This is a genomic window from Polyangiaceae bacterium, from assembly GCA_016715885.1.
GTDB lineage: Bacteria > Myxococcota_A > Polyangia > Polyangiales > Polyangiaceae > Polyangium.
The window spans coordinates 1-24,249 of sequence record JADJXL010000018.1; the positions used below are offsets into that span (position 1 = coordinate 1).

Consider the following 24,249-nt stretch of genomic DNA (forward strand, 5'->3'; position numbering starts at 1 on the left):
TGTGTGCCATCGGGTTTGAGTTTCTGCTTTCGCCCACGAGGCTTGTTGTCAGATGACGTCCGAGGTCGAGCGCACGCTGTGACGGCCGCGTAGCACGGCCTGACCTCTTTGACAACCTCGACTTCGGACGCGCTCTTGCGATAAACCCACACGTGCTCGGGGCTCGAGCCGTCCTGGTTCGTGCGGACATAATGGTAAAGGCGCCCGGTGGGATCGCTGATTTGCGAGCTGGCGGTGCAAGACGTCGTGAGAGCGCAGGCGAAGAGGCTGGCAAGGGTTTTGACGTGCATGCGAAAGACGTAGCACAACACCGAGCGGGCGTTGATTGGCAAACGACGGGCCGACGCGACACGATTGGCGCCAAAGTCAGTTATCTGGCGTTTGGGGTCGTTAAATCCAAACGCGCTGTTTCATCATGGCGCATCATGTCAAGAGACACCGTACCAATCAGCCCATTCGGTCGTTCCCTTCTCCGCACGCTTCGTTCCAGGGGCCCCCATCGATGCTCAGGCTATCCGGCACCGCCCGGGCCGCGCTGTTGCGTTGAGCCGAGGAAGGGAGGTCCTCACGCTGCTCACCCGTACGCTGCGAGCTGATGCAGCAGAGCGATCTCGAGGCCGGGAAATCCCCCTTCGCTGCGATCAATACCGAGGCGAGCGCGCTTGGCGAATACGTTCGAGGTTGGCTGCGACCCCGATCGCCATCACGCTCCGCGCATGCGCAACCAGGAAGGGCCGCAGCGACCGCACTGGCAGACCGCAGTACGAGCCGCAGTCCGAGCCGCCTCTGCATCGAGCGGCGATCGATCTCAGCGGGCTCGCACGGACTTGCGATGCGCTTCAGGTCACGCTAATCCGGAATGAGCACGTTGACGCGGCGGACCGCCATACGCTCTCTCACGCAGGAGCTCGGCCTCTATCAGGTGCGGCCGCCGGTCTCGGTCGTTATCAGAGCAAGCCGCTTCTCCGAGCTGACCGCAACCGCCTACCCAACGCCTCGGCCGGGTCCTGGGATCGCCAACGATTGGCACTATTGGTTGTGGGCTTCGACGATCGCACCGATGTCCGCGGTGGTGATCTGGCCACCGACCTCGCACGGCACGAGCGCGTCGTCTCGTCCCTGCTCGAGCTCCTTGCCGGGCGCGACGTGTCGACGACGACAGAGGCAGCCGACCCCAACGTTCGCTTCCTCGCACTGATCCTCGCCGAACGGTGCAGGCCGTTGCACCGGCCGGTTGCGTGGATCGCTTCCGCGGGGCCGTCCGCAGTATCTGCTGCGCGGTTCGTTACCGGGGCACGCAACTGGGCAACCGACCACACCCCGGATCCTGAAACTTTTCTGGCTCAGCGGATCCACGAGGGCGCCTACAATACCGTCCCCGCCGTTCATCGAGCTCGCGGTTGGCAGCGCGACGGAGGACGATGTCGTAACGAGCGCCGAGGCCCGCCGCGCGGCCCTGCTTTCCAATCTGCTCGTCGTGGTCAGCAATGATATTTTCTCTTACGAAAAGGAGGTCCAGCAGGAGGGAAACCCGAACAACCTGCTGCACGCGGTGATGACGCACGAGCACCGGAGCTTGCGCGGCGGTTATTTCCGCGCTGTCGCCCTCGTCGAGGAGTGGACCGGGGAGCTTTTGGCCATCGATGCGCGCGCCGAGGAGCCCTGCGACGGTACATTCGCGGCAGCTACACGTGGATCGTGGCCAGCCACCACTGGCATTTCCTCACGGGCGCTATGCCTCCAAGACGTCGCCCTTCACGGAGCTGCGCCGATCCTAGGAAAAGAATGGGGTGAGCTCGCCTCGACCCGATCAGCAATCCCCATATCATTCGATTCGGAAACGATCCTTTGGTCGGTTTTTACGACTATGATTGCCGGAAAATTTCTGGCATGCTCGGCTCGTGGGGTCGGGAGAGCCGTACATCATTGCGTCGATCACGCAGGGCCTCATCCTTGGCGGGATGCGCGTGGGGCTGGATCCGCGCGATATGCTGAAGCACGCAGGGCTCGATGTGGACGTGCTCGAAGACGGCGATGCGCTCGTGCACTTCGAACGCCAGATCGAAGTCTCGCGCATGTTATTTATGCATCAGCCGAAATTCAATACGTGTTTGCGCGTGGGTAAGCATTTCGTGCCCAGGCGCTATGGTGTCATCGGTAACATGTTGCAGCATGGTACCACCTTCCAGACAGGCCTTGGTCGACTTCGGCAAGTTTCAGCATTTGGCTACCAATTTCATCGTGCGGCACATATCGCACGTGCCGGAAGGAATGCGGATAACGGTCCAAACGCATCCGATGGTCGAAAAACATCAGCGCTATTGGGGCCCATCCGGGATGCACGAGACGTCACTGGCGTCATCCGTCGCGCTCGGACGGCAACTCACCGGAAAGCACATCAAGCCTCTTCGCGTGTCATTTCGACACATACCGATTGGGGATCGAGACGAGCACGAAGAATTTTTCGGCGTGCCTGTCAACTTCGGTTCGCTCGTCGATAGGATCGTTTTCGACCAGGAGACGCTCGATACGCCGCTGCTTCATACGAACGACGTCACTGTACCGTCGAGCGCTCGACTTGGTTCTTGCGAAAGTCGACCCGACCGCAAACTTGCGACCGACAGGCGCCACGGTGCCGCAGCGTTTGATGCACACGCTCCACGATGGCATTCCCAAGATATCTGCGGTGGCGCGCAGCATGGGCATGTCGACGCGTACGCTTCAGCGCCGGCTGGTGAGCGAGGGGACGAGCTTCGAGGGCGTGCTTCGAGCAAATTCGGCGCGAGATGGTGCTGAACTATGTCGTCGATGCATCGGTATCAACCTGGATGATTGCGGGGCTCGTCGGGTTTGGGGAGCCGAGTCCATTTTTTCCGGGCGTTCCGACGCTGGTTCGGGTGCACGCCGAAAGAATGGCGTCGTAAACACAGGATCGCCTGATTGATGACCAAAGGCAAAGGCGCTGCGTTGCACCTCGCCCACAATCGACATGGATTTCTCCCCGAACGTTGGCATTTCAATTCAGCCTTTCGGCTCGATCATCGAGAATCGCAAGAGGTGCGCGCGGGCCAGGGTCGAATCGCGTGCAGCCCGTCGAATGGCCTGAGCGATTCGGGCAGGATTGGCGCGAGCGGGCTTTTCCGCACGAGGACCACCTTCGCGCAAGAGAGCGCCGCTGGGGCAGCTCTCGTTGCCATTTGCGAAGATGCGTCGAGTGTGAGAGCCGATGCCCTGCGCCGAAGTCATTGCGTGCGCAGGTAAGTGAACCCGCGTCAGGGGCAGCTCGGCGAACGGCAGATTCGGTTTCGTGTTTTCCGCGTCAATGATGAACGCGTGATTCTTGAAAGAGAACCGCCGCGGGTGGATCCGCAGCATCGGGCTCGAGCTGGACGTTCGCAGGACGGAGGCGATGCTGTAGGCGTGGCCGTGCGGAATATCGCGCTCGCTCGCTGGCTGACGAGGCGGCTGCAGCCGCGTTGATCGTGGAGCCAGTCCTCTTGGGAGGGGATGATGGCCCCTCTTTTCATCCACCCACCACCGGCATACGGTGAGGCTCCGCTGTCGCCGAGGAGTCAGCTCGAGGTGCCCCCGCGTGGGTGCAGGCGGCGGCAAAGGCGTCGCTTCGATCTTTCGATCAGCTTTCGGGCGTCATCGGCACCATGCAAGTAGATGGCTTCCTGCTGCCACGCACGAAGGATCGCTCGATCCGAGAATGCCGCGAGATGCTGTCGAAAGGCGACGTCCAGCGTTCCGAGCCACCGTATCAATACTTGGGTAATCGTTTCCGTGTACGCGCGTACTTCACCGCGCGCTTCACCCGCCAGCTCACCTTCGGCAAAGATGCTCTTGTACAACGTGCTTTCCATGAGTCGCCTTTTCTGAAGATAGGCCCGAAGCAGATGCACGGCAGCATCTTCCGCTTCCAGCAACGAACCACAACACCGCAAGATGATCGGCCCGCTCGCTCGATGTTCGGTCCGTGCGAGCTTCGATCGCGTCACGAGCCTTCTCGACGGCCGCGCCTGTCGCTCCGTCCCGGGTAAGTGCCACGAGCGGCCAAAGCGCAGGCGGCGCACGTGCCAGAAAATCCTGCCACCCCATGGCTCGCAAATTGATCCGTACGTACGTCGAACAGCAACCCGTGCCGTAGTTCAAAGAAAGTTTTTCCGTCAGCGTCCCGTCGCAATCGCCGTACAAGTCCCAAACGTGAGACTCCACGAGGCATTCTTCTCGACGATATAGGCGGATCTGAGCTTCGGCGACATCGACGGCCAGGTCCTTGGTGCTTTGATGCCGTCGATGAAACTCGACGTGCGCAACCATTTGTTTGCCATGCCGATATACGAGGTAACTACCATCGACGTCGCGCCCGCGCGAGGGAAGCGCACTTTCGCTCGGTGCCACGATCACCACCGCATCGTCGCCAAACCCGAAACGCAGAAAATCCGCCGGCTCTTGATGAAGAAGGTATTTGAGCGAATGATCAAAGGAGTCCATACGTTTGTCTCGACTTGCCCGGAGGTAGCGCAGACAAACGCTACGGTCAAACGCATGGCGGAAAAAACGACATGCTCGTCGTGAAGCACGAGATGCATGCGGTACATGCATCCGGTCACGGACCAGCTTGGAGACGGCGTATACACAGCCGAGCGGCGTGACCGAAATGCTGGTGACGAAGGCGGTAGCGAGCCGAAACCTAGCTGATACGGTAAGCTTTCCTTCCACAATTAGATTCACCGAAACGGCGTCTTGACGGCCGCTCCTCGAGCCGTCCAGCCTCGCACAGAGCTCACGGGAAAGTGGTTGGCACCTTTTTGCGGCGTTGTACGAAATGCGACGTCGTACACCTCGTCCTCCGACGGCCGCGGCAATCGCAGAAATCCCAGCCCTCCATCGTCCGTTTTCACGTAGATCCCGTCCGGCGCGAGCGTGTGCAAATGGACGTTCAATCGCAACGCCGAGTCGAATCGTTGAGTCACTGTCACCGTGCCCGTAAAAGCGTCCTCGGCACTGGAGCGTCTTTCTGTGCCTGTGAACACCCATGCAACTCCAACGTTAGTGCGCTCGCGGAAGTGCAAAGGCTGTAGCTGCATGAAATGCACGTTGAAAACACAGCGCCTGCCCATTACGGGCAAGGTACTTGACCTTATTTTTTCTTCCATTTGGAATGTAGTTGCGTAATCATGCAGCTCGACCATGGTTGCCGCGACACGCGAGTTTTTGGAGTCTGATGACGACCCGGTGGCCCGCGCCGTTCCAGAAAGCTCTGGCGACGACTACGCGCTCGTCATCGGCGTGAACGACTCACCCCAAGGTGCGCCATTTGCATGGCGCCATTGCTGATGCGCGAGCCTTTGCGGCGTGGCTCGTAGCCACGGACGGGGCCGTGTTCCAGCAGCCAATGTGCATACGATCGTATCGACGCCGGACCCACTCACACCCATTGGGCACGAGATCAACGACGCCTTGGAAGTCATTCTCGAACGTGCCAACGAAACACGTGCGCGTCGTTTCTATTTTTATTTCAGCGGCCACGGCTGCGTAGGGGATCGCGCTAGTGACATTTCGCTATGTCTGGCAAATTGGTCGGAATTGCGGCGCCGAGCGGCACTTAGTTCCGATGCGTGGCTCGATGTCATCGTGCGTTCGGGAGCATTTGCCGAGGTAGCGTTTTTCCTGGATTGCTGCCGCGTATGGGCGGTGCGCGCAGTTGGTTTGCCGCCGCATGTCGATTTCGCGCGACCCATCGAACGAGAAGAACCTACGCGTGTATTTTTGGCGTATGCGACGGATTTTCAGCGGGTGGCAGTGGAGAGCTCGGCGGATGAGTCAAGTGTAATGCGCGGGATTTTCACCACGGTCCTCATCGACGGATTGCAGGGCGCAGCAGCCGGTTCTGACGGTATCGTGACGGCGGAGTCATTAAAGTACCATCTGGAACAAGGGGTAAAAGAGAAAGCAAGACATCGGGGACTCCGCCAAGGGGCAGAGGTGCGCAATGGTCTTGAATCACGCACGCGATTTGGCGCTGCGGTAACGAAGACGACGCAATGCTTCGCAGGAGAAAGGCCCAAATACTCGAGGATGATGTCACGTTCTGTAATAGATCCTTTACTCATTCGCATGGGTGAAGTGCTCATGCCCTCACGGATAAAGGTGCCAACGGCTCTCGTACCATGGTTGCCTGAACCTTTGAGACAACAGATTGCGCGTTATTGGTTGCCCGGTACGACTGATTTGCTCGTAAATACGCTACCTTCTATTACCTCCGGGTACGCAAATGAAGTTAATTCCTCGAGCAGACTCGTGGTGATACTTTACGACAATGGTTTGTCAGGAATTGGTTGGTCGCTGCATGGCGCCGGCATTGATATTGCGTTCAATAGCGAAAACACTTGGCGCGATGGCCCCCGTGGATCGTATTTTTCTGCTGAGTTGACCTCTGGAGTCTACATGTTGCGGTGGGCGGATACGCGCGACATCGTTCTTCATGTATACTCAGGATACGATACGCAAATCGCCATCGATTATGCCGGGGCGTCGGTGCGATTCGAGTCGATTCGCACGTTTTTACTGCCGACTGGAAGGATGCCCAAAGCCCCTACGTGGGAACTCGTCAGTGAGGTCGAGGCAGGGTTGCATTCCATGAGCGCTCCGTCCGATTCAATTGAGAATATCAAGGTTGAAACGTCGTTCGCCAATCCATTGATTGGGTTACTCACTGCTTACCGACTCGCTCTCAGGAGCGCGTTTGATGTTGCTGAAGTCGACGCTATTACAAGTTGTATCGAGGGTATGCTCGGGTCATGTCCCGATATCCATGCGCTGCGCCTACGCGCGGCCATCATTCGTGGCTCGGATTTACCGACGCAAAGTTTTTCAGACCCGCCCATGTTTCGTGAAGGCCTCCTGGTGTTCATCGAAGCGAGTCACCGCCGGCCCGAAATCGTGCAACCAGGTAGCTTGCTCGAACACGCGTGTGTCCATAGGCTCGTCGATTCACCCATCTCCAGTTGTTCCGCACGAATGGAATTCGAATCGTCCAAACCGGATTGGCTCGACGTAGCCGTCGCCGAAATTTCTATCGAACGATTGGAACGCGGGCAGCGCGTTGACGCGTTGACGATTGCCAAACAGCTTGGCGTTCCGACGCTTGCTGTACAAAGCCGAATGCGCTCGAACACACGTGAATGGTTGATGATGGCTCACGGAATGAGTACGTCAACGACGCGCGATCGCAGGCAAACCGAATTGGACGATGCCGCGGTGCAGAACGAAATCAAGCGGATGCATTAGGGCGCGCGATTATGACGACGCCCTCGCGGTTGCAGAAACATTCTTGCATATTCATCCTGAAAACAAGTCAATTCGTCGACTTGCCGCATTATGTCAACAACGGCGCGAGCCGCCTACGCACCTCGTTCCGCGCATCGTGGCTTTACCGCACGAGCTCGAAACCACGAACTTCGATAACCAAAGCAAGAGACTGCTCGACGTCATTGATGGCAGATTGCCCATTGATCAAGTGATCGATGCGTACGCCAACGATCCGCAAGACGTCATTCTGGCCATGTTCTACCTCCATCAATGGGTTCAACGACGTATCATTGAAATTGTCACCGTCCCCGCCCAACCCGTCTGAACGCGTCAACCTTTCCCCACTGACGCGTCAGCGCCACCCATATCGGTGTTTCTCGCTTGCGGATCGCGGCGAGCTACCATTGGCATTTCCTCACGGGGCGCTATGCCTCCAAGACGTCGCCTTTCACGGAGCTGCGCCGCTCCTAGGAAAAGGAGCCTTTCGGCTCGATCATCGAGAATCGCAAGAGGTGCGCGCGGGCCAGCGTCGAATCGAGTGCAGCCCGTCGAATGGCCTGATTACGCGCCGCCCGCTCGGATGCCGTACGAGCGGCCATCTGGCGATAATTTTCACCCGCGCGCGGCAATACGTCGCGCTCTGCCGTCGCCCGGCGAACCTGCGCATACGTGTCGAGTTCCACCTCGGCCAGCGCACCATGGTGAATTCGCGTAAGCGCAGAAGCTAGCGTCGCAGCGTCGAGAATCCCGCCGTTGAGCCCCATCCCGCCGGTTGGATTGTTCACATGCGCGGCATCGCCCAACAGCAAGACCCGCCCGACACGAAATGCCGACGCAAGACGCTCGTGCACCTTGTAAATCGAGCACTCGCGGCGCACGTTGGGCACTTCTGCGCCAAGGAAGCGCTCGAGACGGGCCGTCACCGCAGCATCCGATATCACGTCGGCGTCGACTTCCTTCTCGTCGACCCGAAACACAACGCGGACGAATCCGGGTAATTGCAGTACGATTACCCACTCGTCAGGGTCGAAGACGTAGTTGACCGGCGCCATCCCCGGAAGGACGCTCTCGGGTGCGAAGTCGCCGTTGATCACAAGGAAACGATCGACGTAGGAGACGCCCTCGAACGCGACGCCAAGCCGTTTGCGTGTCGTGCTGTGGGCCCCGTCCGCGCCACAAAGGAACGTACCTTGGATCGAGCGCAAGCCGCCTGGAATCTCGAACGTTGCGTCGATATGGGTGCCATGGTCGGTAATATCGACGAGGCGGTGGCTGAAATGCACGGATGCGTGGGGCATCCCGGCGAGCGCGGCATAGGCGATTCTGCAAAGCTCGCCTTGCATGCAATGCAATCGAAATGGGAACGGCGCATCATTCGCAATCAGCGCGTAGTCGAAACTCGCGACACACTCGCGCGTAGCGCGCTCCCAATAACGAAGCTGTCGTACTTCGATCCCGCGCCGACGAGCCTCGTCCAGGATGCCCCAAGCGTGAAACCACTCGAGCGTTGGCGGGTGGTAAGCGGCTCCGCGCAGGCCGGTTTGCAGCGCGGCCTCGGCCTCGAATACGGCAACGGGGATGCCTGCGCGGGCGAGGGCGAGGGCGAGGCACAGGCCAACGGGACCTGCGCCCGCGATGACGACGGGGGAGCTTGCATCGATGGGCATTCGAGTCACTCCTCGAACGACTCGATTCCTGGGCGGTATTCGCGGCGCTTGAACTTTTCGAGCGCTCGCCGGATCCACGCTGCATCGGTGTGATAGGTCAATTCGTGCAGCATCGCGACCTCGTACTGTTGCGCGTCGGGGAAGGTCATCGTGCGTACGCGCTCGTAGACCCGCTTGGTGTAATGCAGGGCTTCGCGGTTCTTGTGCTTCAGCACATTGACGAGCTGCGCGATTTCCTGGTCGAGTCGAGCGCGTGGGACGGCCCGAATGGCGACACCGATTTCGACCGCGCGGGTGCCGGTGAACGTTTCGGCGGTGAGCGCGTAATAGAGCGCGTGTCGACGCGGAAAGACCTGCGCCACGCTCCACGTCGTGCCGCCGGACGGGAAAATGCCAAAGTTGACCTCGGATAGCCCGAACGTGGCCTCTTCCGCGGCAATCGCGATATCGCAAAGGTTGGCGATCAATAACCCGCCTCCAAAGCACAAGCCGTTGATGGCCGCGATGGTGACGCGCGACAGCGACAACCAGCGCCGCATCCAAGTATGCGATACGGCAAGGTTTTCTCGGAAGCGAGTTGGCGTCGAATAGGCGTCGAGGAAATACTTTTCGAGATCCATTCCCCCGCAGAACACATCGCCCGTGCCGGTCAGCACGACGATGCTGACGCCGTCGTCCGCCTCGATGCGGTCGAGGATGGAATGCATCGCGGCATGCATTTCCGGACTGACCGCGTTTTTCTTCTCGACACGATTGAAACGGATTGTCGCGACCGCGCCGTCGATGGTGAGCTCGAGACCCGGGAATTCTTTCTGCATGGTGTTCACCTGGTGGTCCACTCATCCGAGCGTAATGCATATATTGCGCTGTTCGGAGAAGAATTCGAGTGAGCTGCGTCCACCCTCGCGACCGACACCCGAGCGTTTCATGCCTCCGAACGGGGCACGTAATTCGCGAATCAGCCACGCGTTGACCCACGTCGTTCCCACTTCGAGAGCACGTGCCACGCGGAGTCCGCGAGCCATGTCGCGCGTCCAAATCGTCGCGGAGAGGCCATAGTCGGAGTCGTTGGCGAGGCGGATGGCCTCCTCTTCGTCGTCGAACGGAGCGATATGGCACGCGGGTCCAAATACTTCCTCACGCGCAACACGAGCCGAAGCGGGTAGTCCGGTCCATAACGTCGGTTCGACGAATGTGCCGCCGGCAAGGTCATCCGCGAAGTGCGGCGTGCCGCCTCCCGCGAGCACGGTGGCGCCCTCGTCGATTGCGAGCCGATAATACGCGAGCACCCGCGCGCGTTGCTCGGCGGAGATGAGCGGCCCGACGATCGTCTTGGGGTCGCGCGGATCACCCACCGCGACGCTCGTAGTCGCTTTCCGCAGCGCTTCGACGAAAGGCTCGAAGATGGCGCGTGCGACATAGATTCGCTCGGTGCTGAGGCAGATCTGGCCTGCATGAGCAAACACCGACGCGCGCAACCTGCGACGGCTGCGGGGAGATCGCAGTCGGCGAAGACGAGGGCCGGATTCTTGCCGCCAAGCTCGAACGAAAGCCGCTTCAACGTCGGCGCGGAGGCAGCCTGGATCTTGGCGCCCGTGTGAGTTTCGCCGGTGAACGAGATCGCGTCGACACCGGGATGCCGGACCAGAGCCTCGCCGGTCGAGCCGGCCCCGAATCCGTGCACCACGTTGAAGACCCCTGGAGGAACCCCTGCTGCATGGACGATCTCGGCGAACATCGTCGCCGTCGCCGGCGTGTTCTCGGACGGCTTGACCACGACGGCGTTGCCCATTGCCAGGGCCGGAGCCACTTTCCAGCTCAGGAGCAGCAGCGGGAGGTTCCACGGGCAGATCAACGCCGCCACGCCCACCGGCACACGCAGGATGTCGTTGATCGCCGTCGACCCATCGGGAAGGCGCGTGTCCAGGTGCTCGCCGGTCGTGCCCGCAATCAGGTCGGCATACGTGCGTAGCGCGGCGGCACAACGCGGGATCCCCACGTTCCGCGCCAAACTGACGGGCATTCCCGCATCCTGTACCTCAGCGGCGACCAGCGCATCGAAGCGCGCATCCACACCATCGGCGATCCTGCGCAAAACCTCCGCCCGCTCCGCACCCGTCGTTCGCCCCCACGGCCCCCGAAGCGCAGCCTTTGCAGCAGACACCGCGCGATCGACGTCATCCGCCGTTGCCTCGCACACATCGGCGAACGGCTGCCCCGTCGCGGGATTCACGTCGGGAAACGTCCGCCCCGAATCGACGAGCTCGCCAGCGATGTAGTGGCGGAACTTCGCCGCGCTCATGGGAGCTGCCATCCGAGCTCGTCATCGGACGGCACGAGGCCATCGGTGAACAGTTGTCGGGTTGCTTCCGGGCCGGAATGGAACACGTCGAGCGTACGGGCGCGTGCCTCGGGTGGATACAAAACATCGGCGACGCGATCCGAAACCTCGGTGATCATCCTATCGAGGTGTTCCTTGCTGCGGTTTTCCTTCGGCGTAGCTCGCCACTGCTCGATGTATTTCTCCTGGACTTGCCAAACGCTTTCTTGGTTGAAGAGCTCGTCAGCCGAGCGGAACACCGGCTCTCGGTTCGTGGACACGCCGGAGACCAAGCGGACGAATGCTTCATTCGCGCCTTCCTCGGACCGAATCACGTCGCGCGCTTTCCAGAAGTACGACTCTTCGTCTTGATGCATGTCGTAGAATGCCATCAAGAACTGGTAGAAGTTGCCATATTCGCGCCGATAGCGAAGCTCGAACTCCTCGAAGGAGCGGGCTTCGTCGATCTGGTTTGCCAAGCAGGTATTGATCGAGCGTGCAGCCAAAAGGGCTCCGTAGGTTGCCAGGTGCACGCCCGAGGAAAACACGGGATCGATGAAACACGCGGCATCGCCCACTGCTACAAACCCGTCTTTCGAGAACCGCGTACTGCAATACGACCAGTCTTTGCGAATGCGGAGCTCGCCATAGATTCCCTCGGTGACGCGACGCGCGCTAGGGCCGAGCAGCTCGGGAATCGATGGGCATTTATCCATGAACATTTGCATTGCACGCGCGGGGTCTTGCTTGAGCAAGTCGGCATATTTGCGATCGACGACGGCCCCTACGCTCGTGAGTTTGTCCGATAGTGGGATGTACCAGAACCATCCTTCGTCGAATGCGGCCACGTAGATCGATCCATCCATGGGCGGCGCAAGACGCCCGCCATTCTCGTAATAGCCGTAGAGGGCGATGTTGCGGAAATACTTCGAATACACCCGTTCGCCGGCGATGTTCGCGTGACGGGTCGTGTTTCCGGCAGCATCGACGACATAACGAGCACGGGCCTCGCGCAGATTGCCCTCGTGGTCGGTGAAGCTCACGCCAACAGTACGGCCTCCTTCTTGGATCAAACCGGTGACGGCGTGCTGCTCGCGAACGTCCACGCCGCATTTTCGTGCGTTTTGGAGCAGGATGTTATCGAAATCGGCGCGACGAACTTGATACGCATATGCATTGGGGCCCGCCAGTGCTGGCGTAGCGCCGAAATGGAACGACCACGGTTTTTTCGCCTTGCCCCACAGTAGCTGACCGCCGAGCTTCTTGACGAAACCGGCTTTTCGATCTCCTCCTTGACGCCGAGCAGTGGGCAGATGAAATGAATCGTCGCCGGCAAGAGCGATTCACCAACCTGATGACGAGGAAAACGTTCGCGTTCGAGTAGCAGTACCTTGTGCCCTCGTTTGGCGACGAGCGTGCTGACAGTCGACCCTGCCGGGCCGCCTCCGATGACGATCGCGTCGAACATTTCTGCATTCTGCATTGGATTTCCTCACCCTTTCGATTCTCTCAGTCATCAAAATGGGGCGGCGCCGCCGTCTGGCGTCATGATGAGATCTTGGTTCGGTGGGTGCGCGAAGTGGGGCAAGAGCGAGCTCGCCATGAAGAAAAACATGCTCGCCGGTTTGCCTCCCGGGAGCCCCTCCTTCATGATGGATTCGCGCGCCTTTTCCGGGCTGCTATGCGGCCCCATGAGCCGATAACAGGATTGATTGAAGGTGTAGAACCACAGCTTCATCATCAATTCGGGATCGTCCGCGAGCGCCTTGCACGTCGGCAGACACCCGATCTCTTTGGCCATCGAGTCCATGAAGAAGATCTGCGACGGAATCGCTTCCTTGGCCCTCGGGCTCAGGTTCGTCCACCGCTCTTCCCAAACCTTGTCATCGTGAATGCGCTCTCGAACGTTCTTCGGTAGCGCGAACTTTTGGCTGCAGAGCTGGGCAAAGTATCGCGCCTGCATTTCGGCGCAAATGGGTATGCCGCCGCTATAGGGCCGGACGTATCCAATGAGCGCCAGCGTTCCGTCGTGATCGGGATGAAACGCGTGCTTGTAAAGGTTGCGCACGTCGTTGTTCGGAATGTCGACCCCGCGTAGCAGCGAAAAATCGTGCTCGAATCCGGTGCAAAGCACGACGCAATCGTATTCCCGGATCGTATTGTCGTTGAAGTAAACGGTATGGCCCTTGATGTCGCGAATGCCTGTCTCGTTGACCTGAATCTTCCCATTCAGGATGTTCGGCACGAACGTCACGTTCTTGCACAAGATGACGCGCGGCGCGTAGGACCCTTGTCCCTTGTGCGCCTTGCGGTTCCATTCATTGATGTAGTCGATCGTCTCTTTGGTCGCTTCGGCGAACATGTCGACCTTCAGCGGATAAAGCGCTTGCCCCAAATTGTTGCGCGGATTGATCTCGTTGTTCTCGAAGGGCGGCTGCGCGAAAATCGCCTTCGATACCGCACCGGAAACAGCGGCCACCGGATCGACCGTCGCCAAGCTCACGGCCAGGTGCTGGAGATCGAAGGAATTGGCGACCTGACTCATGACCTCCTTCATTCCGTAGCGCCGCGTCGCCTCGATGAAGTCGGCTCTCTGCATCGTTTCATCTTCGAAGATGCATTGCATGTTGAATGGTGTCTCGGTCGCGCGTACCCACATCTCGTAATGATGCGCGCGCACCGTGTAGCTATCGGTCGAGAAACGTCCGCTGAACAAACGGGGAAGCAGAAAGCTATGCTGCCGAACGAGGAGCGTGCATTCTGCCGACACGTCCGAGATTTGCCGAACGATATCGGCCCCCGATTCGGCCAGGCCGACGACGAGCACCCGCTTGCCACGGAATCGTTCATTGTTGCGATATCGGGATGAATGAATGATCTCGCCCCTGAACTTGCCCACGTGATCGACCTTCATCGAAGGTGTCCGGAATGGGCCGCTGCATATCGCGAGGGCATCGAAAAGATGGCTTTCTTGGTGCCCATTCGACGTGACCGCGACGCGCCATTGATTGCCGACCTTCTGCACCGCATCCACCCCGGTATTCAGCTTGATCGACTTTCGCAGGTCGTACTTGGCCGCATAGTCCTGCAGGTATTGAAAGTATCCTCGGCGGTCCACGAAGACGCGGTCTTCGTAGAGGAAATCCGAAAAGGACATCAGCTTCATCGAGATGGTCAACTGCATCTCGTCGAAGACCTTCATTTCATCGCCGTCGTTTTCGTGTCGATACCAAATGCCCCCGATATCGGCGTTCTTTTCGAAACAAACGACGTCGTGCTCTTCATCGCGCAATTGCTTGATGGTCGTCAGCCCCGACGGCCCCGCTCCAATGACCCCGATCTTCATGCTCGTACCCCTTTGCTGCATGTTCGCGTCCCGTTTGGAAATCGTATCGTCGAACACCGCGCACCATGGCATTGCGGTGATCGCCGTCAGTCGTGACCAATGTCACGTCGCTCATGCCCGATTTACCAATACAAGAATGAGAACGAGCGCGCAGTGACCCAGAACGTCAACGTTGTGACTTTTGGCGCCAATCTCGCTTCAAGCATGACGAGTATATGCAACAGCAGCCCTATGCTCGCGCCTCGCTCGTGCAGAAGCCTTTATTCGCAGCGGTTCGCGATGACCCTCCCTGCTCGAGAGGAAGGATATGGAACGTGAGGAGGAAAATGGCAGTGACGGAATGCGCCAAAGTGCAGCGTTACCCTTGGCGGCTCGGCAAGCTGCAAGTGATTGTGACCCTCCGCTCCAACCCCTCGGCAACGAGAGTGGTGCGCGTTTGAGCGTGAATGAGCTAACAAATTCGGAGTCACAAAATGATGTGACGTAACGTCTCGTTCTATGCATAATTTGCAGATGACTGCGAAAATGCCCTTCGTCATGGCTTCGATTACCCAGGGCTTTCTCGTTGGCGGCATGCGCTTCGGGCTCGAGCCGAGTGACATGCTCGAGCGCGCGGAGTTGGATGTGGGAATGTTCGAAGACCCAGATTTTCTCGTGCCTTTCGAGAAACACATTCACCTCGGGCGCTTGATCATGGCACATCGGCCGAGGTTCAATGGTGGATTGCAGCTCGCCAAGCACTTTGTGCCCAAACGATATGGTTTGCTCGGGCACGTCATGCAGCATGGAGCGACACTCGAGCAAGCGTTGAGCGACTTTCACCGTTTTCAACATTTGACCAGCAATGTCTGTGTGCGCCGCATGTCGACTGTGCCCGAGGGGATACGGTTGACGGTGGAAACCCATTCGACGGTCCGAAGCCATCCGGAGTTTCATGCCATGACAGGCAGGCACGAGGCTCCTTTGGCCATATCACTTGCCCTTGGCCGACATCTGACGGGTAAGCCGATCAAGCCCATTCGCGTTTCGTTTCGACATGAACCTGCGGGTGATCGGTCGGAGCACGAGGAATTTTTCGGAGTGCCGGTGGAGTTCGGAATGCAAGCCGACGAAATGATCTTTGCCAATGAAACGCTCGATACGCCGCTATTGCAAACGAACCATACCATATACCGCCGAGCGCTCGAATTGGTTCTTGCGCAAGTCGACCCTACCGCAGACTTGCGTCAGACGGGCGCCGCCGTGCGACAACGATTGATGCAAGCGATGCACCTCGACGTACCCAAATTATCGGCGGTGGCGCGCAGCATGGGCATGTCGACACGTACGCTGCAGCGGCGGCTGGAAGCGGAGGGGACGAGCTTCGAGAGCGTGGTCGATGGAGTGCGCAAAGATTTGACGCTGCAGCATCTGATCGATCCGAAGGTATCATCGTATGAGATTGCAGGGCTCGTTGGGTTCATCGAGCCAAGCCCGTTTTTTCGAGCATTTCGGCGATGGTTTGGTTGCACGCCGACAGAATGGCGCAGGAGGCGTCGAATACTGTAAATCGAGGGCACCGTACGTCGTGATGTTCGGCGCGGTTTCAGTCCAACCGTCGTGTGATGTATGCGGTGGACGTGCCTTTGGGTGGACGAGCGCCGCCGGTGCGCGGGTGGGCGATGATCGACGTACAGCACGCGGCAAAGGGCGCCTTATCGGCGCAACAGGGTTGATTTCGTGCGGAGGGGCGATCAGGCTGAGGAGCCCTTCGTCTTTTTGGGCGCGCGCGACTTCTTTGCCGGCGTGGTCGCTGGTGCCAACGATGCTCGAAGCTTCTCAACCCGCTTGACGATGTCCTTGGCCACTTCGAGGACCTCGTGCGGCGCATTGGGCGCTTGCCCATTGAGCAATTGCAGCGCGGTGAGCAACGGTTCGAATCGTGCCGCGGCAGGACTTGCCGACAACACCGCGATGGCCTCGGCAACTTGGCCCGTGGCAGCAGCGAAAACGAGAAGCTGCCGAACCTCTTCCTGCGTTGCAACTTGCTCGGCAGTCGTCGACGTCAAGTCTGCATGCTTCTTCGGCAATTCCTTGATGAATTCCGGCGCATCTTCGATTTGGAAAAACCGAGGATTCGTCGCGGCCAGGATTTTCCTCGCCCGAGCATCATCCCCCAGCCGCTTCAAGATGCCGCCGTAGACGAAAAAATGGTCCCGTCGTGCTTCGGGATCCGTATCGCATGCTTCGTCGGCAATCGTTCGCACGACATCGACGATGTCGTCCTGTTCGTAAAACCCAATCATGAATTCCACGACGGCATGCACGCGGCTTTCCTCACCGCCGTGTTTGCGCATCAAATGGTAAATGTTGTAAAGCCGCTCGGTCACTTGATACCGAATCGTGCGTCCCTCTTTGCTTACTTCACCGACGGCCCCACGCTGCATCAATCGATGAAGCAACGCACTTGCTTTGTTGACGTCGATACGAGCCGCTTCTGCGACTTCACGGGCCGTTGAGGGGCTCCATAAATCCGCCAAGGTGACGTAGGCCTTGCGCTCCGCAACAGGTAGACTCTCGAGGTTGCTTTTGAAATAACTCGTGTGTTCATCCACGAGATGCGCCAGATTTCCCATGAGCTCGCGTAATGACATTTCTGACGCGAACGAGGCCAAAATCGACACAAGCCGTGGACTGCCTCCCGTCAAGATCTCCACTGGGCGAATTCTATCCCCCGAAAGCTCGTGCCCGGTCAACGACCGCCATACGGTTCGGCATTCGTCTTTGTTGAGCGGTGCGAGATCAAAAGTCCAAAAGAGATCGTACATCGCTTTGTCGGCGTTGTCGATTTCGTCAAAGCGGCTCGTCGCCGTTGCGAGCAGCATGATGCGCGGCTCATTTTGGAGCGTGTGCCGCAAGGTCCACCCATCGTCGGCGCTGAGTTGCTCGCCAAGAATCATATTGAGGTTTTCGACGACGAGCAAAAGTTTCTTTCCCTGTTCGTCAGCAAAATCCATCAGACGGCCCAATGCTCTTTCGTACAGGCGCCGTTCATCACGTTCGCTTTTCAAGTCACGATATGCGGACAACCATCGTTGGTCACCGGTTTGGCGCCCGAGATGCCCGACCGCTTCGAGCCACAGTTCGGCCGCCGTTGCCACTTCATAACTTTCTTCGCTGAAAACGATAGGATACCACTTTTTTGCAAGCGTCGGGTCGCACTCCACGTCCGCCACGACGCGCAAGACGAGCGTCGTTTTTCCCATCCCTCGCGGCCCAATGACCAGAATGTGTTGACATGGACCGTCGCCATGCTCGTGAAGACGCTCGATCAACAAGCTCAGATCCGCGTGCCGAACGACGCACCCGCGAATCAATTCATCCCGCTCGAGAAATGCGGGGTTGTTTTTCATGATGCGGATGTTCATCGCGACCTCCGCCGCTCGCTCACCGGAACGTAACCAAGTTTATGTCGCGCTTTCCACCATTCACAAACGAGGCGAGAAACGAAGACATAGCCGTCATCGTCACGTTCCAAGTATCCGTCGTGTTCGAAAATGTCCAATAAATCCCGCACGCGCTCGCGCTGTTCTCGGGTCATGGCGGCTGTTGGAGCGGAAGGCACAAAGCCCATGGGACGTGGAGGTGGTTCCGTGTCGTCTTGGACCAAAATCGCTATCGCTGCGTCGGTGAGTTTTCCGGAAACGGCCGCTTCGGTGAGCAAATCGAACGCCAACGGCAAATCGTCGGGTGACAACACTGCCGACAAGCGCTCCTCGAAATGACTCAGCTCCGAATGCCCTCGGCTGCTGAGCATGCTTTTCTGAAAAACACGCTCGACATCGTCCACCGTGATGTTGGGCTCCATTCCGTTCCGACGCGCATCGGCATACAAATGCATGAAGAACATCTGCACATGATGAGGAACACACGATCCGAGCAAAGCAACCATTTTTTGCGGAACGCCTTCGGCCAGCTTCACCTTCGAATCGTTGGCCAAAGCTTCGATGCATCCAATCGCAGTATAGTTATCCCACGGCTCGAGCGCGAATGGAGTGAAGTTATTGACGGTGGCACTGAGCCCCGCCGCGCGCAAAATGGGCTGGAGTCCAATGGAACCCGCGACGACAAACCTAAGTTTTCCCTGATGTTCCGCTGATTGCGATCGAAGAAACGACATGAACATATCGGCTTCGCAAATGTTCTCCGGTGTCCTTCGACCATCCGCGTTTCGAAGCAGTCGATTGACCAGAATCGGCAGCTCATCCATAAAAATGACGACGGGTTTTTCCGCGAGAGCAAGGTCATCCAAGAGGCGCTTTGCACGGGCTTGCCAAGACGAAGAAAACCCGTCGCGCAGCTTGATCATCAATTCATCATTTCCAAGCGATTCGACGTTCGACAGCGTATTCTTGAAAGCTTCGCGCGTACGTGCGAAGAGACCCTGGTGGGGACGCGTGGCAAAAGCGAGCTCCGCCATTGCATCCGCTGGAGTTTGTGCCTTCTGCAAGTCGATGAACAAGCATGTGAAACGACCCTCGATACGTCGCGCGACTTCTCGCATGAGACTGGTCTTGCCCACGCGCCGAGGAGCAACGAGGAGCACATGAGCACCGTTTTCGAGCAGTTCGATGAGGTGCGGGATCTCCGTCTCGCGATCCCAGAAACGCTCTTCACCAGCGACCCAGTTTCCCACTTCTTTCTTGAGCTTTTTCATGTCCTTACGACCCACGCTGCGCTGCCAACGAATCTGTTGCCAACAAGTTCGTTGGGAACAGTAGCCCACCCCCGCAAGGCTGCCAAGCCGTCCCAACAAATTTGTTGCCAACGGCTCCGTTGGTACTTCGCAAGTCGTCGCTCGAGGCTTCGGTCGCCCCCGCCTCACGGCTTCGCCGTCGCCCACAACCCAGCGGGAATAGCTCCCCCGACAAACTATTGCTCCGCCGATCTGAACCTTTCACCTCCAACGCGGTTCCTCGGCCGGCCCATGCCGCTCGTGCCATCGAATCACGGAAGCGGCACGTTCCCACGCCTGCTCGGCCTCTTCCTCGCCCGCCGCGAGGCTCTCCGCCGCCGTCACGAGCCCCCGCGCCGCGTCACGCCAATGCGACTCTTCGACGAGCGTCCCAAGCGCCTCGCATAGCTCGTCCTCGGAAGGCAGCGCTGCCATGCTTTCGACGCTCCCCGCCCGCATGCTTTCGATGTGCACGTCGACTTCGATATCGAACGCTTGCGGATCGCTGGTCGTCGTGGTGCGCGGAACACGGCGAAGCACCGCGAAGAGCACGCCCCACGGTGGCGAATCGGGGTCGTCGTCGTACAATGAATGAAACCCCTCGTCCAAGAAAAACCGGCCGCGCAATGCCTCCAAAACGGACGCCGAGCCCGCCGCGCCGCGACCGAAGAATGCCGCGAGCTTTTCCTTTGGCAGCTCGAGCCAGCCCTCCATTGTCATGGGCCAGGTCCCCGGCCTATCGGAGACATCCGAAAGCCAGCACGAGACATATGAAATGTCGTTTTGCCCGTCCGGCTCCACCCAATCGAAAAGAACCACGCTCCGCGCCCCTTCGAGCCGTTCCAATGCAATACGCGCCAGAGGCACCGCGAACGTCTTCAAATAGATAGCAAGATCGGCCCGCAATTCGTGCTCGAATGTGCGACCGGAGCTATTCGAGGAAGGGCGCCAATACGAATCCAGCGGAGACGCGTAAGCCACCCAGCGCATGGGACCTGCGTTTGCCATCCGCGCATGGGGCTCGACAGGTTCGCGCGGGGCGTCGAGGTCGAGGCGTAAGAACGCGATGGAACGGAGAAATGCCAAGCGCGCGTCCTCGGTTTTTTCATTTCGATGATGATGAAACGACGCAATCAGGTTTTGTGCTCCACGGCGAAGCCGAGACAATCGCCCGCGAGCTCCGAGCGCGTGGAGCGCAATCGGTCGTGTGATGTACGGCAGAACGGATGCCGGCCGTGCCCGATCGATCGGCGGTTCGTCGAGCCCACAATATGTCCGCCAATGGTCCTCGATGTCGGGTTGAAATGGCTGACCAACCTCCTCCACCCTGAAGCTATCCCATTCGGCCGGCATACGTCGGCGAAAGATCGCATAGGGGACGAATGCCAGGGCGAGCGGATCGCTCGATTGCCGATGCGGCTTGCAGTATGCGCCGAACGTTGCGACGAGCGTCGGATCGTCGCCGAAGCTGGGATCCCGCTCCGGGAAAAGCTCGTGGTGGATGGTTTCGATCCGACGCGCGAATGGCAGCGCCAGCAGTGGATTGTGGCGTGGGAATGCCATTCGAGGCCAGGGCGGGTTTTCGTGCTGCGTTGGCACGAGCCGCACGGCGACGCGTGGCCCGTTCGCCGTCGGGAACGAGGCGACGGCGAGCACGACGCTTTGCGCCTCGGCGAACGACGCGAAGATCCGTCCGACCAAGGGGGCCGCGTACCATCGCAGAAACATGAAACGCAGCTCGTCGGGTCCGTGCATATTGGTTCATTCGGCGCGCATGTTCGCTCGAGAGCGTTTTTCATCCAGTCCAATACTCGGATAAAAGCGCCGCCTGCGCTAGCACCGTATTCGTCGCCGACTCTTGCTTGTCCGGCGGATACCCCCGTTTGCGCAGAATCCGCTTCACCAGCACCCGCAACTTCGCCCGCACCGATTCCTTTTCCGTCCAGTCGATCGTCACGTTCTTGCGCACCGCATCGACCAATTCCCGCGCAATCTCCCGCAGCGCGTCGTCCCCCAAGACTTTCACTGCACTGTCGTTCACCTCGAGCGCATCGTAAAATGCAAGCTCCTCCTGGTTCAGCCCCAGCTTTTCACCACGCTTTTGCGCCTCGCGCATCTGCTTCGCCAAGTCGATGAGCTCTTCGATCACCTGCGCCGATTCGATCGCTCGGCTTTGATAACGCCGAAGCGACTTCTCCAAAAGCTCCGCAAAAGACCGCGCTTGCACCAAATTGTGCCGCGACCGCGCCTTCACTTCCCCCGCCAAGAGCTTCCGCAATAGCTCCACCGCCAAGTTCTTGTGCTGCATTCCCCGCACGTCAGCCAAAAATTCGTCCGATAATATCGATATGTCGGGCTTCTTCAGCCCCGCTGCCGCAAAGATGTCGATCACCTCGTCCGATGCAATCGCCTTCGATACGATCTGCCGAATCGCGTGATCCAAATCTTCCGGTGCTCTATGCCCGCTTCCTGCCATTTCTTTTGCAATCGCCGCGCGCACCGTCTGAAAAAATGCCACGTCATCCCGAATTCGAATCGCTTCCTCGTGCGGCACCGAAAGCGCGAACGCCCCCGACAACTCCGTCACCAACTGAATCAATCGCTCCTTGCCATTCTCTTGTTTCAGCACGTGCTCTTGCGCCGCCGCCATCAGCGACAGCCGCTGCGCCGCCGAGCCTTTCATGAACCCGCTCCGATCGAATCCATCGAAAATCTGGCAAACCACTTCGTACTTCTCCAGCATCAGCGCCACCGCTTCCGCTTGATCCAATGCCGTCCGCCCTTTTCCCCCGCTCTCCGTGTACGTGCGCAGCGCCTCTTTCAATTGGTCCGCCAAGCCCAAGTAGTCCACCACGAGCCCCCCTGGCTTGTCGCGAAACACCCGATTCACCCGCGCAATCGCTTGCATCAGCCCATGCCCCCGCATGGGTTTGTCCACGTACATCGTGTGCAAACACGGCGCATCGAACCCCGTCAGCCACATGTCGCGTACGATGACCACTTTCAGCGGATCGCCCGCATCCTTGAATCGTTTCGCCAATACCTCGCGCCGCTGCTTCGTCCGAATGTGCGTTTGCCAATCGGCCGGATCCTTGGCCGATCCCGTCATGACGATTTTGATCTCCCCCTTCTCGTCGTCCGTATCGTGCCACTCTGGCCGCAATGCCACGATCGCCTTGTACAAGTCCACGCAAATGCGCCGGCTCATGCACACCACCATCGCCTTGCCGTCCATCACCTCGAGACGCGCATCGAAATGCCCCAGCAAATCCTTCGCAATCAGCGACAGCCGACGCTCCGTCCCCACCAGCGCCTCCAATGCCGACCATTTGCTCTTCAGCTTCTCTTTTCCTTCGAGCTCCTCGCCTTCCGTCACTTCGTCGAATTCTTCGTCGAGGTGCGGCTTTTCTTTTTCGTCGAGCTCCAATTTGGCCAAGCGGCTTTCATAATAAATCCGCACCGTAGCGCCGTCCTCGACCGCGCGCTGAATGTCGTACACGCTGATGTAATCCCCAAACACCGCCCGCGTGTTCTTGTCCGTCGTCTCGATGGGCGTCCCCGTGAATCCAATGAACGACGCCTTCGGTAGCGCGTCGCGCATGTGTCGAGCGAATCCGTCGATGAAATCGTATTGGCTCCGGTGCGCTTCGTCCGCAATCACCACGATGTTCGACCGATCCGATAACGTCGCAGCCGTGTCCCCTTTCGTCTCCGGCACGAACTTTTGTATCGTCGTGAAGACCACCCCACCCGCGGCCACCGAAAGCAGCTCGCGCAAATGCCGCCTGTCTCGCGCTCGCTCCGGTCGCTGCCGCAACAGCTCGCGGCAACGTGAAAACGTCCCGAAGAGCTGTTCGTCCAAATCATTGCGATCGGTCAGCACCACAATCGTCGGGTTCCGCATGTCCGGGTGCAGCACGACGCGCCCCGCATAAAATGCCATCGTCAGGCTCTTGCCCGATCCTTGCGTGTGCCACACGACCCCAATACGCCGATCGCCCTCGTGCCCCGATGCCAACAGGGTCGCTTCGATCGCCTGGCCGACGGCGTGGAATTGATGATAGTTTGCAATTTTTTTGATGACCGAATCGCCGTCGCTTTCGAATACGATGAAGTATCGAATCAGGTCCAGCCATCTTCGCTTTGCAAAAATCCCGCGCACCAGCACTTCCAGTTTGGGAATCGTGCCCGGCGCCAACTCTTCCCCCTCGATCGTCCGCCACGGCGAAAACCGCTCGAAGTTCGATGACAACGTCCCCACGCGCGCTTCGACGAGTCCATCGGAAATGACGAGGCACGCATTGTAGGTGAAAAGCGATGGAAGTTCGTGCTTGTACGTCTGCAATTGATGAAAGGCTGCGCGAATGTCTGCATCTTCCGCCGTCGGGTGTTTCAATTCGATCACCGCGAGCGGCAGGCCATTGACGAAGACGACCACGTCCGCGCGGCGCGTGTGCCCCTGTTCGGTCACCGTGAATTGATTGACCACCAGCCAATCATTTTCGTTTGGGTCATCGAAATCGACGATCCGCACCGGGTCGTATCCGATGCTCCCGTCGGCGCGGAGGAATTCGACGCTCACGCCATTGATCAAATGCGCGTGAAGCTCGTGGTTCGCATCGACGAGCTGCGGTGACGAGATACGGGTGACTTTGCGAAAGGCTTCTTCGATGGCTTCGGCCGACGCGTGGGGATTCAGTCGCCCGAGAGCGCTGCGCAGGCGCCCTTCGAGCACCACGTCGCCGTAGGATTCGCGTTCGGCATTCGCTTCGCCCGGGGCCATGGACGGGCCGTGGAGGACGGCGTATCCGAGCGATCCGAACCATTGCAGCAAGGCTTCTTCGACGACGGCTTCGGTGAAGGGGAGCATCGTGGTATGCGGCGG

Annotated in this window: 15 protein-coding genes and 2 pseudogenes; 5 read left to right on the plus strand and 12 right to left on the minus strand. The window is 59.0% G+C overall.

Annotated features, from left to right (window positions below):
- The first annotated feature begins 1,901 nt into the window (after window positions 1–1,901).
- Both IPM54_21220 and IPM54_21225 read left to right on the plus strand, forming a co-directional pair.
- Window positions 1,902–2,501 (plus strand): AraC family transcriptional regulator ligand-binding domain-containing protein, encoded by a 600-nt coding sequence (locus IPM54_21220; protein MBK9262313.1) that lies wholly within the window; start codon window positions 1,902–1,904, stop codon window positions 2,499–2,501.
- A 349-nt stretch (window positions 2,502–2,850) separates the two neighbouring features.
- The gene (locus IPM54_21225; protein MBK9262314.1) at window positions 2,851–2,940 is read left to right on the plus strand and encodes a helix-turn-helix transcriptional regulator; all 90 of its coding nucleotides are present in this window, start codon (window positions 2,851–2,853) and stop codon (window positions 2,938–2,940) included.
- Between the two features lie 632 nt (window positions 2,941–3,572).
- Here the strand turns inward: IPM54_21225 and IPM54_21230 are convergent.
- From IPM54_21230 to IPM54_21240, 3 genes are all read right to left on the minus strand, one after another.
- Window positions 3,573–3,866 carry a hypothetical protein gene (locus tag IPM54_21230; GenBank protein MBK9262315.1) on the minus strand — a complete coding sequence of 98 codons (294 nt, stop codon included), beginning with the start codon at window positions 3,864–3,866 and terminating at the stop codon, window positions 3,573–3,575.
- Window positions 3,826–4,497 carry a hypothetical protein gene (locus IPM54_21235; protein MBK9262316.1) on the minus strand — a complete coding sequence of 224 codons (672 nt, stop codon included), beginning with the start codon at window positions 4,495–4,497 and terminating at the stop codon, window positions 3,826–3,828. The genes IPM54_21230 and IPM54_21235 overlap by 41 nt, the downstream gene beginning before the upstream one ends.
- A gap of 236 nt (window positions 4,498–4,733) precedes the next feature.
- Window positions 4,734–4,979 carry a hypothetical protein gene (locus IPM54_21240; GenBank protein ID MBK9262317.1) on the minus strand — a complete coding sequence of 82 codons (246 nt, stop codon included), beginning with the start codon at window positions 4,977–4,979 and terminating at the stop codon, window positions 4,734–4,736.
- Window positions 4,980–5,838: 859 nt separating this feature from the next.
- Between IPM54_21240 and IPM54_21245 the strand changes: the two genes are divergently transcribed.
- Together IPM54_21245 and IPM54_21250 are read left to right on the plus strand one after the other, a co-directional pair.
- Window positions 5,839–7,296 (plus strand): hypothetical protein, encoded by a 1,458-nt coding sequence (locus tag IPM54_21245; GenBank protein MBK9262318.1) that lies wholly within the window; start codon window positions 5,839–5,841, stop codon window positions 7,294–7,296.
- A complete protein-coding gene (locus tag IPM54_21250) occupies window positions 7,259–7,642 on the plus strand; it encodes a hypothetical protein (protein ID MBK9262319.1) in 384 nt (127 codons plus the stop codon). Before IPM54_21245 ends, IPM54_21250 begins: the two co-directional genes overlap by 38 nt.
- A 142-nt stretch (window positions 7,643–7,784) precedes the next feature.
- Here IPM54_21250 and IPM54_21255 read toward each other — a convergent pair whose 3' ends face one another.
- The 5 genes and pseudogenes from IPM54_21255 to IPM54_21275 all read right to left on the minus strand — a co-directional run bounded on the left by IPM54_21255 (window position 7,785) and on the right by IPM54_21275 (window position 14,650).
- The gene (locus IPM54_21255) at window positions 7,785–8,984 is read right to left on the minus strand and encodes an FAD-dependent monooxygenase (protein ID MBK9262320.1); all 1,200 of its coding nucleotides are present in this window, start codon (window positions 8,982–8,984) and stop codon (window positions 7,785–7,787) included.
- A 5-nt stretch (window positions 8,985–8,989) separates the two neighbouring features.
- Window positions 8,990–9,802: an enoyl-CoA hydratase/isomerase family protein gene (locus IPM54_21260; GenBank protein ID MBK9262321.1), complete on the minus strand. Its 813-nt coding sequence runs from the start codon at window positions 9,800–9,802 to the stop codon at window positions 8,990–8,992.
- Window positions 9,803–9,823: 21 nt separating this feature from the next.
- Window positions 9,824–11,298: pseudogene (locus IPM54_21265) on the minus strand (2-hydroxymuconic semialdehyde dehydrogenase).
- A pseudogene (locus IPM54_21270) lies at window positions 11,283–12,787 on the minus strand (tryptophan 7-halogenase). The pseudogenes IPM54_21265 and IPM54_21270 overlap by 16 nt, the downstream one beginning before the upstream one ends.
- 33 nt (window positions 12,788–12,820) lie before the next feature.
- Window positions 12,821–14,650, minus strand: a complete 1,830-nt coding sequence (locus tag IPM54_21275) for an NAD(P)-binding domain-containing protein (protein MBK9262322.1) — start codon at window positions 14,648–14,650, stop codon at window positions 12,821–12,823.
- A gap of 513 nt (window positions 14,651–15,163) precedes the next feature.
- Between IPM54_21275 and IPM54_21280 the strand changes: the two genes are divergently transcribed.
- Entirely contained in the window at window positions 15,164–16,198 is a 1,035-nt protein-coding gene (locus IPM54_21280) for an AraC family transcriptional regulator (GenBank protein ID MBK9262323.1), read from the plus strand.
- A 185-nt stretch (window positions 16,199–16,383) separates the two neighbouring features.
- Here the strand turns inward: IPM54_21280 and IPM54_21285 are convergent, their stop codons facing one another.
- The 4 genes from IPM54_21285 to IPM54_21300 all read right to left on the minus strand — a co-directional run bounded on the left by IPM54_21285 (window position 16,384) and on the right by IPM54_21300 (window position 24,234).
- Entirely contained in the window at window positions 16,384–18,057 is a 1,674-nt protein-coding gene (locus IPM54_21285; GenBank protein ID MBK9262324.1) for a hypothetical protein, read from the minus strand.
- Window positions 18,054–19,346 (minus strand): ATP-binding protein, encoded by a 1,293-nt coding sequence (locus IPM54_21290; protein MBK9262325.1) that lies wholly within the window; start codon window positions 19,344–19,346, stop codon window positions 18,054–18,056. The genes IPM54_21285 and IPM54_21290 overlap by 4 nt, the downstream gene beginning before the upstream one ends.
- A gap of 240 nt (window positions 19,347–19,586) precedes the next feature.
- Window positions 19,587–21,092, minus strand: a complete 1,506-nt coding sequence (locus IPM54_21295) for a hypothetical protein (GenBank protein MBK9262326.1) — start codon at window positions 21,090–21,092, stop codon at window positions 19,587–19,589.
- A gap of 67 nt (window positions 21,093–21,159) precedes the next feature.
- Window positions 21,160–24,234, minus strand: coding sequence for a type I restriction endonuclease subunit R (locus IPM54_21300; protein ID MBK9262327.1), 3,075 nt, complete (start codon window positions 24,232–24,234; stop codon window positions 21,160–21,162).
- Window positions 24,235–24,249: the final 15 nt, after the last annotated feature.